15 protein-coding genes are annotated in these 15,034 nt (G+C 60.0%); 10 read left to right on the top strand and 5 right to left on the bottom strand.

Features of this window, described 5'->3' with window-relative positions; genetic code table 11:
* The first annotated feature begins 144 nt into the window (after positions 1 to 144).
* Together rlmN and IEV88_RS12640 are read left to right on the top strand one after the other, a co-directional pair.
* Positions 145 to 1,329: a dual-specificity RNA methyltransferase RlmN gene (gene rlmN / locus IEV88_RS12645; protein WP_188158099.1), complete on the top strand. Its 1,185-nt coding sequence runs from the start codon at positions 145 to 147 to the stop codon at positions 1,327 to 1,329.
* 204 nt (positions 1,330 to 1,533) lie between these two features.
* Positions 1,534 to 2,589 carry a PAS domain-containing protein gene (locus tag IEV88_RS12640; protein ID WP_188158100.1) on the top strand — a complete coding sequence of 352 codons (1,056 nt, stop codon included), beginning with the start codon at positions 1,534 to 1,536 and terminating at the stop codon, positions 2,587 to 2,589.
* Between the two features lie 126 nt (positions 2,590 to 2,715).
* On the opposite strand, the gene IEV88_RS12635 is transcribed toward IEV88_RS12640, so the two are convergent.
* The 4 genes from IEV88_RS12635 to IEV88_RS12620 all read right to left on the bottom strand — a co-directional run bounded on the left by IEV88_RS12635 (position 2,716) and on the right by IEV88_RS12620 (position 6,327).
* Positions 2,716 to 3,882, bottom strand: a complete 1,167-nt coding sequence (locus IEV88_RS12635) for an alkane 1-monooxygenase (RefSeq protein WP_188158101.1) — start codon at positions 3,880 to 3,882, stop codon at positions 2,716 to 2,718.
* 91 nt (positions 3,883 to 3,973) lie between these two features.
* Positions 3,974 to 4,762, bottom strand: a complete 789-nt coding sequence (map, locus tag IEV88_RS12630; RefSeq protein WP_188158102.1) for a type I methionyl aminopeptidase — start codon at positions 4,760 to 4,762, stop codon at positions 3,974 to 3,976.
* A gap of 1 nt (position 4,763) precedes the next feature.
* Complete coding sequence (locus IEV88_RS12625) at positions 4,764 to 4,973, bottom strand: ParD-like family protein (protein ID WP_188158103.1); 210 nt, start codon at positions 4,971 to 4,973, stop codon at positions 4,764 to 4,766.
* 151 nt (positions 4,974 to 5,124) lie between these two features.
* Positions 5,125 to 6,327, bottom strand: coding sequence for an alkane 1-monooxygenase (locus IEV88_RS12620; protein ID WP_188158104.1), 1,203 nt, complete (start codon positions 6,325 to 6,327; stop codon positions 5,125 to 5,127).
* A 318-nt stretch (positions 6,328 to 6,645) separates the two neighbouring features.
* Between IEV88_RS12620 and IEV88_RS12615 the strand changes: the two genes are divergently transcribed.
* The 6 genes from IEV88_RS12615 to IEV88_RS12590 all read left to right on the top strand — a co-directional run bounded on the left by IEV88_RS12615 (position 6,646) and on the right by IEV88_RS12590 (position 11,538).
* Entirely contained in the window at positions 6,646 to 7,221 is a 576-nt protein-coding gene (locus tag IEV88_RS12615; protein ID WP_188158105.1) for a hypothetical protein, read from the top strand.
* Positions 7,222 to 7,284: 63 nt separating this feature from the next.
* Complete coding sequence (locus IEV88_RS12610; protein ID WP_188158106.1) at positions 7,285 to 7,884, top strand: hypothetical protein; 600 nt, start codon at positions 7,285 to 7,287, stop codon at positions 7,882 to 7,884.
* Positions 7,885 to 7,893: 9 nt separating this feature from the next.
* On the top strand, positions 7,894 to 8,553 hold the full coding sequence (locus IEV88_RS12605; RefSeq protein ID WP_188158107.1) for a hypothetical protein: 660 nt from the start codon (positions 7,894 to 7,896) through the stop codon (positions 8,551 to 8,553).
* Between the two features lie 84 nt (positions 8,554 to 8,637).
* Positions 8,638 to 9,855, top strand: coding sequence for an argininosuccinate synthase (locus IEV88_RS12600; protein WP_188158108.1), 1,218 nt, complete (start codon positions 8,638 to 8,640; stop codon positions 9,853 to 9,855).
* 66 nt (positions 9,856 to 9,921) lie between these two features.
* Complete coding sequence (locus IEV88_RS12595; RefSeq protein WP_188158109.1) at positions 9,922 to 10,806, top strand: RNA-directed DNA polymerase; 885 nt, start codon at positions 9,922 to 9,924, stop codon at positions 10,804 to 10,806.
* Between the two features lie 78 nt (positions 10,807 to 10,884).
* On the top strand, positions 10,885 to 11,538 hold the full coding sequence (locus tag IEV88_RS12590) for a hypothetical protein (RefSeq protein WP_188158110.1): 654 nt from the start codon (positions 10,885 to 10,887) through the stop codon (positions 11,536 to 11,538).
* A gap of 76 nt (positions 11,539 to 11,614) precedes the next feature.
* On the opposite strand, the gene rhuM is transcribed toward IEV88_RS12590, so the two are convergent.
* On the bottom strand, positions 11,615 to 12,718 hold the full coding sequence (gene rhuM, locus IEV88_RS12585) for a RhuM family protein (RefSeq protein WP_206711172.1): 1,104 nt from the start codon (positions 12,716 to 12,718) through the stop codon (positions 11,615 to 11,617).
* Positions 12,719 to 13,269: 551 nt separating this feature from the next.
* On the opposite strand from rhuM, the gene IEV88_RS12580 reads away from it, so the two are divergent.
* Positions 13,270 to 14,067: a 3-keto-disaccharide hydrolase gene (locus IEV88_RS12580; protein WP_188158111.1), complete on the top strand. Its 798-nt coding sequence runs from the start codon at positions 13,270 to 13,272 to the stop codon at positions 14,065 to 14,067.
* A gap of 55 nt (positions 14,068 to 14,122) precedes the next feature.
* On the top strand, positions 14,123 to 15,028 hold the full coding sequence (locus IEV88_RS12575; protein ID WP_188158112.1) for a histone deacetylase family protein: 906 nt from the start codon (positions 14,123 to 14,125) through the stop codon (positions 15,026 to 15,028).
* Positions 15,029 to 15,034 lie beyond the last annotated feature (6 nt).

The raw sequence follows: 15,034 nt of genomic DNA, 5'->3' as shown, positions 1-15,034 counted from the left end.
TTGCTGAAACTGTAAACAATTCGTTGACGCCTCCCCCCTTTCCCCGGCGAGCTTTTTCCTGTATGTCCGGCCGCTTCCCGGCTATTGTGGATAAACGCTGACGCCCCCATGTGAGGCGATCGTTACGGCACGAAAGACAAACCCATGGCAGATGCCTCCGCCCCGGTCTTCACCTCGAAGACCGATGCAAAGATCAACCTGATCGGCCTGACCCGCGAGCAATTGCGCGCGCGGCTGGAGGAGGATTTCGCGCTCGAGCCGAAGAAAGCCAGGATGCGCGCCTCCCAGATCTGGCAGTGGATCTACACTCACGGCGTCAAAGACTTTGCCGAGATGACCAATATTTCCAAGGATTTGCGCGCAGGGCTCACCGGCAAATACCGCCTGACCCGGCCGGAGATCGTCGAGCACCGTGTCTCGTCCGATGGCACGCGCAAATATCTTCTGCGCTTTGCCCCGGGCGTCGAGGCCGAGGCCGTGTTCATCCCCGGCGTCGGCAAGGCGGGCGCGTTGTGCGTCTCCTCCCAGGTCGGCTGCACGCTGAACTGTACCTTCTGCCACACCGGCACCCAGCGCCTGGTGCGCAATCTCACGGCGGCGGAAATCACCGCCCAGGTGCTGGTCGCGAAGGACGATATCGGCGAATGGCCATCGTCGAAGGACGAGCGCCAGCTGACCAATATCGTCTTCATGGGCATGGGCGAACCGCTTTATAATCTCGATAACGTTTCGGATGCGATAGGGATCATCGCCGATGGCGAGGGCATCTCGATCTCGCGCCGGCGCATCACCGTGTCGACCTCCGGCATCGTCCCGGAATTCCACAAGCTGGGGACAGGCACCGAGGCGATGCTGGCGATCTCGCTGCATGCCACCAATGACGAATTGCGCAACGAGCTGGTGCCGATCAATAAAAAATACCCGCTGGAGCAGTTGCTGCAGGCGTGCCGCGATTATCCCGGCGTCTCCAACGCGCGCCGCATCACGTTCGAATATGTCATGCTCAAGGGCGTCAATGATTCCGACGCCGAGGCGCGCGAACTGGTCCGCCTGCTCAAGGGCATCCCGGCCAAGATCAACCTCATTCCCTTCAACCCGTGGGAAGGCTCCGGCTATGAATGCGCCGACTGGAGCCGGATCGAGGCCTTTGCCGAGATCGTCAACCGCGCCGGTTATGCCTCGCCGATCCGCACCCCGCGCGGGCGCGATATCGGGGCGGCCTGCGGCCAGCTGAAGACCGACAGCGTCAAGCAGCGCGCATCGGAAGCGCGCCGCGCCCGGCTCTATGGCGATGGCCTGTCGGACACCACCACGGCGGCGGGCGAGTAGCGTACCACCTTACCAAATCGAAACCTCACTGCCCCATTCCGGTCACGACCGGTCCCTAACTGCTCAATAGCCGACGGCGCTGCGCTTGCCTGCACGTCAGGACCACTTAACAAGGTTTAAGGACGACCGGTTGAAAACTGGGCAAGTTGAGATCAGCTTTCTATATCAACCGGCCATGACAACAGGACAGGGGACAAGACGACCGTGAGCACGACCGAAAAGAACATTATGTCAGCTGTGGAAGAGTCCCGTCTGAAGGGGCTGATCACCGACTTTCACCCCTTCTCCCTGGTCGTGACCAACCCGGCGCTCGAAGACAATCCGATCGTCTACGTCAACCGCGCCTTCGAGCGGGTCACCGGCTACAACGCCAGTGCCGTGATCGGCCGCAATTGCCGCTTCCTGCAGGGCAGGGACACCAGCCAGTCGACCATCAGGAAGATGCGCGAGGCGATCCGGAAGGAAGAGCCGGTCACAGTCAATTTGCTCAATTATCGTGCCGACGGCGAACCGTTCTGGAACAATCTGCATCTGGAACCGGTTCGCGACGAGAACGGCGAGGTGCTGTGTTTCCTCGGTGTCCAGAAAGTGCTGACCGAGGAGCCCGCGCCGGAAGGTCAGGGTGTCGACCAGCAATTGCGCGAAATCCAGCACCGGGTGAAGAATCATTTGCAGATGATCGTCTCGATGATCCGCATGCAGGCCGGCTCAGGCGGACGCACCGCCGGGGACGACTACAAGGCCCTGTCGCGGCGGGTCGAGGCACTGCAGATCCTCTATTCGGAAATGCATGACGACCGCGCCGAAGAGCCGGCCAGCGAATATATCATGCTTGGCGCCTATCTCTCGCGCATCGCCACGGCGATCTCCTATCTTGAGACGCGGAACGAGATCCAGCTCAACATGGATATCGAGCCGGTGCGCGTGCGGATCGACATGGCGGGCCGCGTCGGCCTGATCGCCTCGGAGATCCTGACCAATTGCTATCAGCACGCCTTCACCGGCAAGAGCCAGGGGATCGTCGACGTGCGCCTCAGCAAGCTGTCGTCCGGTGCCCTGCGCCTGCAGATATCCGATGACGGCAACGGCCTGCCGGAGGATTCCGATTGGCCGCATACCGGCTCCATGGGGGCGAAGATCGTCCAGTCGCTGATCAATGGGATCAATGCCGAAATGACCATCACCCGGCCGATGAATGGCACGGTCTTCACCATCGACTTGCCGCCCATGGCCGAACCGGAAACGGGCGTCGAGACGTAGGCGGCGCAGCTGTCTTCAGTCCGCTGGATCAACCTGCCTTCAAATCGAACCATTTGAAGGCAGAAAAGGTGATCGCTTCCAAAGTGTTAAAGCAGCTCCTCTGCGTCCAACCGGACGCAGGCTGCTCTAGCCCCATTTCGCCCGCAGCCGGTCTTCGGCTGCAGGGTCAATATTGACATTGTCAAGGTCGCCGCCGGCCCAGGCCATCACGCGCTTGTCCATAATCCGGAACCACAGCGGCGGGATATTGGCGAGGCCGAGACAGCCGGGATAGCCTGACGGCAGGCGCGGCAGTTTCTCGAAATTCCTCAGCGCCTGATAGGGCCTCTGCGGGTTGGCGTGGTGGTCGGAATGGCGCTGCAGGTGGATCTGCATCAGGTTGGAAAAGATGTGGTTGGTGTTCCACGAATGGTGCGGCTGGCAGGGCTCATAGCGGCCATTGGGCAGCATCCTGCGCTTGAGCCCGTAATGCTCGATATAGTTGACCTGGGTCAGCCCGTACCAGGCGATGAAGTGGTGGGCGATGATAAACGGCACCACGGCGAGCCCCAGCCACGCGACCAGCACCAGCGCAACAGCCAGGGTGATCGCCCAGCTTTGCAGGATCTCGTTTTCTGGGTGCCAGAACGATTTTCCCCTGTTTCGCAGCCGTAACGACTCATGCGCGATAGCGCCTTTGAGCGCGCCGGGAATATCGCGCAGGGCGAAGGCGAACACCGTCTCGCCCATCCGCGCGGAGGAGCAATCCTCCGGCGTCGCCACCTTCACATGATGGCCGCGATTATGCTCGATACAGAAATGACCATAGCCGACGACGCCGAGCGACAGCTTCGCCATGGTCCGATAGAACCGCTCCTGCTTGTGGCCCAGCTCGTGGCCGATCGTGATCGCATTGCCGCTCATCGTGCCGATGCCGAGCACGATCGCCAGCACCGACCACCATGGCAGGTCATGGCTCGCGACCAGCCAGGCCGCCCCGATGAACAAGAGATAGTGCAGCGGGATCGCGGCGATCGGCACCCACATGTAGAAGCGGTCGGCGCTCATCGCCGGCACCACCGCCTCGGGCGGGTTATGCTCGTCCTCGCCCATGATCCGGTCGATCAGCGGCACCGCGCCGAACACCCACAGGAACGGGATCAGCGTCGCCAGCGCATTGCCGGTGGCCAGATACAGAAGTCCTGCCGAAAACGGGATCAGGAACAACAGCTTCATCCACAGCCACAGCCAGCGCTTGCCGTCGCGATAGGCCACGCGCTCGCCTGCCTCCGTCGTGCCGGTGAAAATGGTCATGATATGTCCTCCCCGATTTTCCGGGCCCGGTCTCGTGCCGGTTCATGGAAAGGATGTTGCCACAGGTCGCGCTGGCGAGAAAGCGGCCTGCTCAGCGCGCCGGATCTCGGGCGGCCATCATGTCCGCTTCGTCGCGGCGCAAGGTCAGCACGTCGACGCCGGTGTCGGTAACGGCGACGGTATGCTCGAACTGCGCCGAGAGTTTCTCGTCCAGCGTCACCACCGTCCAGCCATCCGCCTCGGTCACCACCTTGCGGCTGCCTTCATTCACCATCGGCTCGATGGTGAAGACCATGCCCTCGCGCAGCATCAGCCCGGTGCCCGGCTTGCCATAGTTCAGCACATTGGGCGGTTCGTGCATTTTCTGCCCGATGCCGTGGCCGCAATATTCGCGCACCACCGAACAGCCATTGCGCCGTGCATGGCGGGCGATGGCGTGGCCGATATCGCCAAGCCGCGCGCCGGGACGCACCTGCCGGATGCCCTGCCACATGGCGCCCTGCGCGATCCGGACAAGCCGTCGCGCCGCGGCGCTTGCCGCGCCGACCACATAGGTCTTGCTGGAATCGGCGATATAGCCGTTCTTTTCCAGCGTGATATCGAGATTGATGATGTCCCCATCCTGAATGATCCGCCTGGCATCCGGTACGCCATGGCAGACGACCTCGTTGATCGAGCAGTTCAATACGTATTTGAAGCCGTACTGCCCCTTGCTCGCCGGGCGTGATGCCAGATCATTCGTGATGAAGCGCTCGACCAGGTCGTTGACCTGCATGGTCGACAGGCCGGCGAGGCTGATCCCGTCGAGCATCTCGAACACCGAGGCCAGCAGCTTGCCCGAGATACGCATCAGCGCGATCTCCTCCGGCGTCTTGACCATGTCAGGCCGCCTCCGTCCGGCCGGCCATGCCGGCATCCGCCGCGTCCAGCTGTATCTTGATGATGTCGGTGAAGGACAGCGCCGGGTTGGCCTCGGCCAGCATGCCGATCTTGATCCAGAACTCCGTCTGCGCGTTGATCGACCGGCACATCACCGTGCTCGCCCGGCGCACCTGCTCATGCAGCTCATCATCGATCTTCACGATACCCATCGGCCACTCCTGACATAGCTTATATGGTTCGTATATGATCCATATATAATCCTGTCAATCGGCCCGCTGGAGGAAACTGGACTGTCGGCGACGTAAAGACTTGCGACAAAAAGGCCGTCTCGCGTCGGAAACATTCGCGCTGGCGGGAGCGCTACTCTGCCGGACCCAGGACGGGCTCAGCGTCGGAGGGTTCCGCCGCCGCTTCATTGCCCTTGCGACCCTTGCGGCCATATTTCGCGATCAGATGGGCGCGCCGGGGCGGATGCAGGTTTGCCTTTGTCACATCGCCCTCGGCCCACTCGACCAGTTTCGGGTTCATGACCTTGAACCATAGCGGCGGGATATTCGACAGCGCCATGGCGCCGAGATAACCCCAGGGCAGGCGCGGTATGTCGTCGAAATTGCGCAGCGCCGGGTAGGACCGCATCGGGTTGGCGTGATGGTCGGAATGGCGCTGCAGGTCGATCAGCATCAGGTTCGAGAAAATGTGGTTGGCATTCCACGAATGGCGCGGCTGGCACGGCTCATACTTGCCGTTCGGCCGCTTCTGCCGCAGCAGGCCGTAATGGGCGACATAGTTGGACTGGGTCAGGGAATACCAGGACAGCACATGGTGCATGGCGATGAAGGGCAGCACCGCCCAGCCGAGCCAGGCGACGAGTATGGCCGCCAGCACCACCGAGATCGCCCAGCATTGCAGGATATCGTTGCGCCACGTCCAGAACCCGTGGCCCTGCCGTTTCAGGCGTTCGGCCTCCTTGGTCACACCGCCGATGAGCGCGCCCGGTATGTCGCGCAGGGCGAACTCGAACACCGTCTCGCCCATCCGCGCCGAGGAGCAATCCTCCGGCGTCGACACTTTCACATGATGGCCGCGATTATGCTCGATATAGAAATGGCCATACCCGTTGGAGCCGACCGAGATCTTGGCCATGATCCAGTCGAGGGAATCCTTCGGCTTGTGGCCGAGCTCGTGCCCCAGAACGATGGCGAGGCCGTTGACCGTGGCGACGCCGGCGACCAGCACTAGGTCGGCCCAGAGCGGCATGTCGAGCGCGCCGACCATCCAGATCGCGACGATGAAGGTGACGTAGTGCTGCGGGATCAGCGCATAGACGATCCAGCGATACCACGGGTCATCCTCCAGCGCCTCGGCGACATCGTCGGCGACGCTGTCATTGTCCTCGCCGATCAGCGCATCGATCAGCGGCGTGCCGACGAACAGGAAGATGATCGGGATCAGCGACGTCAGCGGATTGCCGCCGGTCGCGAAGTAGGCCCACACGGTCGCACCGATCAGCAGCAGCGGCCAGCAGCCGGTCAGCCACCAATAGCGGTACTTGTCATGACGCACGATCCCGCCATTGCCGCGCCTGGCTGCGCGTGCCGGGCCGGCCGGTCCAGCCCCAGCCCCAGCCCCAGCCCCAGCCATACCGGCCTGACCTGCGGCGCGATCGTTATCACTCGATATAACGCGATCTTCAGCCATACTGTCCTTGTGTGTCCCACTCGAATATTTGCCAATATTGCGGCGATGGCAGAAAAGGTTAACGAAACCCTGATAAAAGGTTAATATTTCCCTAACATAAAAAGGCGGCGCCGTCCACGCGGAAGGGCTGGCTGATTCGGAAAAAATGGTTAACATGGAAAGGGTTAACGGGGGAAAGTCAGGATGATCGACCCGATTGCCGCCATGATCGTTTCCGGCGCTGCCGCCATCGCGCTGCAGGGCACGGCCGCGTATGACCGCTGCACTCTCTACGAGAAGGGTGCCTATGGCTGGCAGATCGAGGCCAGGGGCGGGCGCCTGACCCTGACGGCGGAGGACCAGCCCGGCTTCAACGTCATCGCGACGGACGAGAATTACGACACGACCGGCGAGTTCGAGGTCACCCTGGTCAGCGAGGGCGGCCGGCGCGAGATACGCATCGCCCCGCCTGACGTCCTCTATAACGGCATCCCGATGATCGGTGAATGGGACGAGATCGACCTCGTCATTGCCGTCGCCGGTAACGAGGTCTTCGTCCCCGGCCCGCCGCGGCCCTTCTACGCCGTCGGCGAGGGCAGCATCCACCTGGTAGACGTCAACCGCTATACACGCGTCCCGCAGCGCGGCGTCGACCTGTCGCTCTTCTACAATGGCGAGGAGATCGTGCGCGGCTCGATCAAGGCTTTCCTCCTCGGCGCCGGCATGGAAGAATGGGACAGGGCCGCGACCGAACTGCGCGACGCCGGCTGCCGCGTCTGACCGGCGCCCCCACACGCACAAGAGCAGGCCCAAAAACTGACACCGTCAAGATACTGGATATTCATGCCCCGCACCCTTCTTGCCCTCCTTGCCGCCTTGGCCATCACGACACCGGCTGGCGCCCAGAGCCCCTTCGCCCAAGGCGATGACCCCTGCCGCACCGCCATCACCATCGACAGCGGCTGGACCGCCGACGTCTTCACCGGCGGCGTGGAAGTCGTCGCCACCGATGCCGCCTTCACCCTGACGGCGGTCGAGGGGATCACCACACTCGGCGACTGGCGCCTGTCCATCATCGGCAGCGTGACAGAGCCGCTCTTCACCATAAAGGCCGGCGCCATCACCAACCCGGCCGGCGAGGAAAGCCCGGCCGCCGTCTGGCAGTCGATCCCCGTCGCGGTCTTTCACGGGCAGGACGAGCTGTTTCGCCTGTCCGCCAATGAGCAGGGCATCTACGCCACTGAAGCCTCGGAGTTCGGCCGCCTCAAGACCGCCGCCGAACTGGCCGCGCTCGAAGCGCCGGACACGCCCTTCTATGCCGACTTCCTGCGCCCGGACGGCAAGGGCGCCCTCCTGCGCATCGAGATCGCCGCGCCGACGCTGGCCGACGGCTTTTCCGCCTGGGCCGCCCATACCGGCGAATTCGCCTGCGCGCCGGAATAGAGCAAGGATATGCAACCCGCTTCTATCCTGTTGGCCGTTGCTGCTCTGACCGCCAGCAGCATCTTGCAATCCGGCGAGAGCGATGACGAAAGCTGGCCGCCGTTCCCGGTAGACCCTCAGCTTGCTCGATGCGCCGAAAGGCTTGAGCCGGTACCGGGCTGGGACGTGGAGATATCCGAACAGCCTGTCTTTCTGACGCTTTCACAGGAACAGATGAATGTGCAGATAAGTGATGACTGGCCGGTCCAGGGCAAGTTCCGCTTCATTATCGCTGCATGGGATGATGAATTGCGGCTTCAGGTCCAGCCGGGCTATGTGAACCTGCCGGGGAGGACGAAAGACAGCGAGTATTTCTGGGAGGATGTCCTCCTGACCGTCGCGCAAGGCGATCACCCGCTCTTCACGCTGGCAGCTGACATTTCCGAAATCGGTATCGTGCATAACGGCCGCAGCTTGCTGGGCGTTAATTATTACACAACACAGCACGAAGCCGCCGCCCTTCGCACGGCCGCCGAAAACAGCGGGCAGGATATCCGGTTCGACTTCCGCAAGGCGGATGCCACAGAGCCTTTCGTGCGCATTTCCATGGCACCGGACGTGGTCGCCCGTGGCTTCACCGCTGGTCCGGAAATTCTCGACTGGCGTGATCGTAGCTGCCCCGTGGAGTAGCGGGCCAATAGTTTCCCTCACTTTCCCCTCGCAAAGCCGCGCAAAATCTCTATAACGGCGCGCGACTTCGAAGGAGACAAGAAGATGTCCAAACGCGCCAATATCAACAAGGTCGTCCTCGCCTATTCCGGCGGGCTCGACACCTCCGTCATCCTGAAATGGCTGCAGACGGAATATGAGTGCGAGGTCGTCACCTTCACCGCCGATCTCGGCCAGGGCGAGGAGCTTGAACCGGCGCGGGCAAAAGCCGAACTGCTCGGCATCAAGGACATCTATATCGAGGATCTGCGCGAGGAATTCGTGCGCGATTTCGTCTTCCCCATGTTCCGCGCCAATGCCGTGTACGAAGGATTGTACCTGCTCGGCACCTCCATCGCGCGCCCGCTCATCTCCAAGCGCCTTGTCGAGATCGCCGCCGAAACCGGTGCCGATGCCATCGCCCATGGCGCGACCGGCAAGGGCAATGACCAGGTCCGCTTCGAGCTCGCCGCCTATGCCCTCAACCCGGACATCAAGGTCATCGCCCCGTGGCGCGAATGGGACCTGACCAGCCGCACCAAACTGATCGAATATGCAGAGGCCCACCAGGTGCCGGTGCCGAAAGACAAGCGCGGCGAGAGCCCGTTCTCGGTCGATGCCAACCTGCTGCACACCTCATCCGAGGGCAAGGTGCTGGAAAACCCGGCCGAGCCCGCGCCCGACTATGTCTATTCGCGCACGGTCGACCCGGTCGATGCGCCCGATGCGCCGGAAGTGATCGAGATCGGCTTCAAAAAGGGCGATGCAATCTCCATCAATGGCGAGGAAATGAGCCCCGCCACGCTTTTGGCGGCGCTGAACGAGTACGGACGAAAGCACGGCGTCGGCCGCCTGGACCTCGTCGAGAACCGCTTCGTCGGCATGAAGTCGCGCGGCATTTACGAGACGCCCGGCGGCACGATCCTGCTCGCCGCCCATCGCGGCATCGAGCAGATCACGCTCGACCGCGGCGCGGCCCATCTGAAAGACGAGCTGATGCCGAAATATGCAGAGCTCATCTATAACGGCTTCTGGTTCTCGCCCGAGCGCGACATGCTCCAGGCCGCGATCGACGCGAGCCAGACCCATGTCGAGGGCAGTGTCACCGTCCAGCTCTACAAGGGCTCGGCAAATGTCATCGGCCGCTCAAGCCCGAAAAGTCTGTACTCGGAAGCCCACGTCACCTTCGAGGAAGACGCCGGCGCCTACGACCAGAAAGACGCAGCAGGCTTCATCAAGCTGAACGCGCTGCGGCTGAAGCTGTTGGGGAAACGCGGCGGGTAGTTTGATGGATAAATTGATCTGATGGGAATAACTAACGGGAAACCTACGGACTTCAAAAGGGCCCTTATGGAAAAGGGAGTCTTTCCTGAAAATCTCCCACCAGTGTTCAAAGTTTCAAAATTTTATAGCGTCGCGATTGACGCAGGCTTATTTGAGCAAAACCAAATTGAAAGAAACAAGCCTACAGCCTTGGCACGATACAACGAAACGAAACGCGGCAATCAAAGGCGGGTTTTCTCTACTCCAAATCCTCTTTTCTTTATCGACACCGCCAACTTCATTACAAAGCATCGGCGACAGCTCAATAACGCATTATCTTCGTCTCCGATATCTCACTCTAAACCCGAGTTTGATGGCGATTATAACCGAGCTATTAAGATAAGCACATTTGCAGAATTTGTTGCCGCACGCAGGGCGAAGTTATCGACCTCTCGATATATAGTGAAAACTGATATTTCTAGATTCTTCCCATCCATATATACTCACTCTATTCCGTGGGCCGTGCACGGAAAGCGCGCAGCAAAGCTTGAGCGCTCCGCGAAATCTTCGACGATATACACAAATGAACTTGATTATCTAATTCGCCAGGCGCAGGACCAACAGACCGTTGGGATTCCCATTGGGCCTGATGTATCCAGAATAATTTCTGAGTTGATTGCCGGAGCGATTGACGCCGACTTCATAGACCAAGTGGGTCCTGACGTACCCGGCGCACGCCTTGTCGACGATATCTATATTGGCGCAGACACCCTCGAAGAGGCAGAAAATTATCTAAGTGCATACAGAGATTCGATTAGAAAGTTCGAACTTGATATTAATGAGAGTAAAACAAGAATATTTGAAGCTCGCCAAGATTTAGAAGCCTTCTGGCCGGTCACCGTTAGGCGGGAGCTAAAAGGCTTTCAAATTGATGACTTTGAGTTGCCCTCAACTATTCTTAAGTCTGATTAAAATTCCTATACTGACGAGATAATAAGGCTAGCAAATATTGAGAATGACGAAGGCATTGTAAAGTATGCGCTTCGAAAAATGGACGACTTTAAAATATGGAGTGGCTACTGGACCGTTTTAGAACCTTTTTTGATGCGGGTTGCCGTTAACTTTCCCCATTGCCTTGATTATGTAGCCAGAATAGTTGCTTGGAGATATAGGCGGTTCAGCATTGACGAAGCAAGATGGGCAAAAGTTTGTCAAAGCATCATTGACTACAATGCGCCCCGAGGAAACGATTCTGAAGTCGTATGGTCTTGTTGGTTGCTAAGCGAGATTGGCGCCGGCCTAAATGCCGCCTCGTGTGAAAAGATAATTCAAAGGTGCGGACCTTTTTCAATCCTCATAATTATTGATCTTTTCGCTGATAACTTGATCAACGGACGCTTTCCCAAACAATCAATCATTGATCGACTAGGAGACAGTCCGATGCTCGGTAACGATTGGCTCGTTTCCTATGAAGCTGAGAGAAGTTTCGGATTTCGACTACGCGGGAAGAATCGTAATGATTATAGCGTTATCGGAACGCTCATTGATGACGACGTTTCTTTCTACGATTCCAACGCCATTCCCATTGTATTCCAAAACGTTGACGATATTGATGACGTTGATGAGGCTCTTGAAGATCATATAGGCTTATATGAGGAAGATGAAGACGATACCTTTGATTCCGCTATCGATGAGTTTTTGTGAACTTGTCCCAGCCCCGGTGCGGACTGGGGCCGTGGTGCCGGCGAGCCTGAACCTGCCGGCGAAACGGGGCGGGTAATCATTTTCTTTTCTTGCCCCTTGAGGGAGGCAAGTCCTTAGCCTCTGCCGCCAGTTTCGATATGGCTTTGTCGGCCTCTTCATGGCGAAGGCGTTTTCGTTCTTCGGAAAATTTCCGGTACTCGGCTTCAGCGTGTCTTTTCGCCGTATCGCTCGCAACGATCCCTCCGTCCCGAAGCACCGCGCGATTCAGATTTTTCAGCTGCTGCTCGAGCAGGGCTTCTGCATCCTTCATCATGACCAGACGACCGATATCCAGCTGATCCTCGAATATATCGAGCAGTATAGTCGTCAACCTGTTCAGTTCACGGACTTCCTGGTCAGACAGGTAATTTTTGGAAACGGCCACATCCGATTTCCGGATGTTTTCATTCGGCCAGCTTTGCAGGCCCATATTCGGCGCTTTCGCATCGGCCCGTCCCGCAACCACCTCTGAAGGCGTGTGCGACGTCACGGCGTAGACCAGTTTCGCCTGCATCTGCTGATAGAAAGTCACCCATTGCCGTGACGCACCATCATAGTCCTGACACATGGCACAGATGGATTTCAGCTCGCGATAGACATTTGCCTCGTCCGCGCGAATCTCGCGGACGATGTCACGAAGCTCCTTGATCCGGTCGGAATAATCCGGGCCCTTCAGTCTCGCCTTGTCGATGACGAACGCCTTGGTCGCAAATTCGACGAGCCTTGCTGTCGCCCATTTGCGGAAAAGCGTTCCCTGCCTGGAACTGACCCGGTATCCGACGCTGATGATGGCATCGAGATTGTAGTGCATTACATCACGCGAGACTTCGCGATCACCCTCCCGTCGAACTATTCGGAATTTCCGAATAGTTGCCTCCGGCTCCAATTCACCTTCAGCGTGTACATTTCTAAGGTGTTCATTGATCGTAACGACCGAGACGCCAAATAGCTCGGCCATCTGGGCCTGCGTCATCCACAAGGTCTCTCCCTCAAACCGGATTTCCAGCGCTGGACCACTCGCCGTGCTATAGATGACAAACCGGTCGCCGGTTTCGTCGTCCTCAAAAACAGTCGTCAATTCCGTGCTATCCATCATCACGTCGCTCGCATCGATTCCCGCGAACATACCATGAACAATCATGCTTGCGAACCCCGAACAAACTTATCCCCGCCGCCCGAAAGGCAAGTATAACTCTCCCCAGGCCGGGTGAGGACCCGGTGGAGGCGCCGACCGCGAAGTGTGACCTGCACGGAGTATCGGCGTATCAGGTTTCTGCCGGCAGTTGAGGGTGTGTACAGCTTTGCACCGTCCGGCGGAACGGCGTCCCGGGGTAGCCCCCGGGCGGGAGAGCTATGCACTTTGGCCCCGCATCGATCGCCGCCGTGTGTAGCGAGAGCTATGCCAATACTATTACTACAAATGAGGCAATGGCCGCTGCACACGGGCCCCCTCATACTTCCAACACCGCGAGCGTTGCTTGCCGGTGCGTTTAGTGCTGCCGCTCTTGTCAGCCCGGCCAAGCGCAGCGCGACCAGCGGCTACACGAGAGCATCAGCCGCTACGGTGGCGAAGCCGCGCCAGAAGGCGATACCACGCACCTGCAGCCCGGCTCGTGAACGCCGGCCCCTTTCCCCTCCCCTTTCCCGCCGACCCATGCTAGCGTCCCCGCAAAACACCAGAGGGACAAAATCATGCTGAAATTCGCCCCCGCGCTGATCGCGCTCGGCCTCATCGCCTGCGCCGACACTGCCAGTGACACATCCGACGGCACCACCGCCCCGACGGAAGAAGGCTGGGTCTCGCTGTTCGATGGCGAAACCCTTGACGGCTGGACGCCAATGATCCGCTATCATCCGCTGGGGGAGAATTTCGGCGACACCTGGCGCGTGAGGGACGGCAAGATCGTCGTCTCCTATGACCAGTATGGCGAGGATTTCGGCGGGCGCTTCGGCCATCTATACTACCAGACACCGTATACGGCCTATCGCCTGCGGCTCGACTATCGCTTCGTCGGCCAGCAGATGCGGGGCGGACCGGACTGGGGCCGCCTCAATGCCGGTGTCCTGTTCCACACCCAGCCGCCCGGAACGATCCCGGAGGACCAGGACTTCCCGATCTCGCTCGAGGCGCAGTTTCTGGGTGAGGGTGCCCATGCCCCGACCACGGGCAATTTGTGCACCCCCGGTACCAGCGCGCTGATCGATGGCGTGCGCCCGGAGGATCATTGCACCCTGTCGCAATACCCCGCCCCGCCGGCGGGCGAATGGGTGACATTCGAGCTGGAAGTGACCCCGCCCGATGGCGACGGGATACAGACCTATCGTCATTACACGAATGGCGAAATGGTGCTGGAATATTCCGACGCCAGCCTCGACGAGGCCCATCCCTGGGCCCGGACCCGTGCGCTGACCCGTGGCCATTTCGCGATCCAGTCGGAAAGCCACCCGGTCGAATATCGCAATATCGAGCTGCTGGTCATACAGGAATAGACGCGTCTTGACGGCGGGCCTTGACGGGCGCGCGCGCGCGGCTATCTCGGCCCTCATGCGCCCGCACTTTTATTATTCCGCCGATTTCAACATTCCCCTGCCCGAGAAACACCGTTTTCCCGGGCATAAATACGAGCTGTTGCGGCGCGAGCTGCTGGCCCGCGGGCTGGTCGACGAGGACCAGCTGCACATGTCCCCGGAGGCCGATGAGGCCGATATCGTGCTCGCCCATGACCCGGCCTATGTCAGCGCCCTGTCCGATGGCTCGATCGATCCGAGGGTGATGCGGCGCATCGGTTTTCCGTGGTCGGAACAGATCCCCCGGCGCGGGCGGCGCACGGTCGGCGGTGCGATCGAGGCGGCGCGCACGGCGCTGCAGGTCGGCCTGTCCGGCCAGCTTGCCGGCGGCACCCACCACGCCCATGCCGGCTTCGGCGCGGGCTTTTGTATCTATAATGATTTCGCTGTCGTCGCGAAAAAGGCGCTGGCGGAGCACTGGGTCGACCGCATCGCCATTGTCGACCTCGACGTACACCAGGGCGACGGCAATGCCGCGATCCTTGGCGGGGATGCCCGCATCTTCATTCTCGATGCGTTCGGGGCGAAGAATTTCCCCTTCCGCAAGGTGCCGGGAACGCTCGATATTCCGTTCGAGGACAATCCCGGCGACGATGCCTATCTGACCCGCGTTGCCGAAAGGCTGCCCGAGGTCTGGAACTTCGCCCCGGACCTCGTGCTCTACCAGGCCGGGGTCGATCCGCTGGTCCATGACCGGCTCGGAAGGATGGATCTGAGCTTCGAGGGGCTGATGGCGCGCGACCGGATGGTGCTGGAGGGCTGCCGCAAGCGCGGCATTCCCTGTTCGATGGGGATTGGCGGCGGCTACGCCGACCCCATCGACCCTACTGTCACGGCCTATGCCAATACCTACGAGGTGGCAAAGGCCGTCTACGGATTTTAGGGGCGT

The sequence above is a fragment of the Aquisalinus flavus genome (assembly GCF_014640095.1).
Lineage (GTDB): Bacteria > Pseudomonadota > Alphaproteobacteria > Caulobacterales > Parvularculaceae > Aquisalinus > Aquisalinus flavus.
This window is presented reverse-complemented; position numbering and strand designations above follow the sequence as displayed.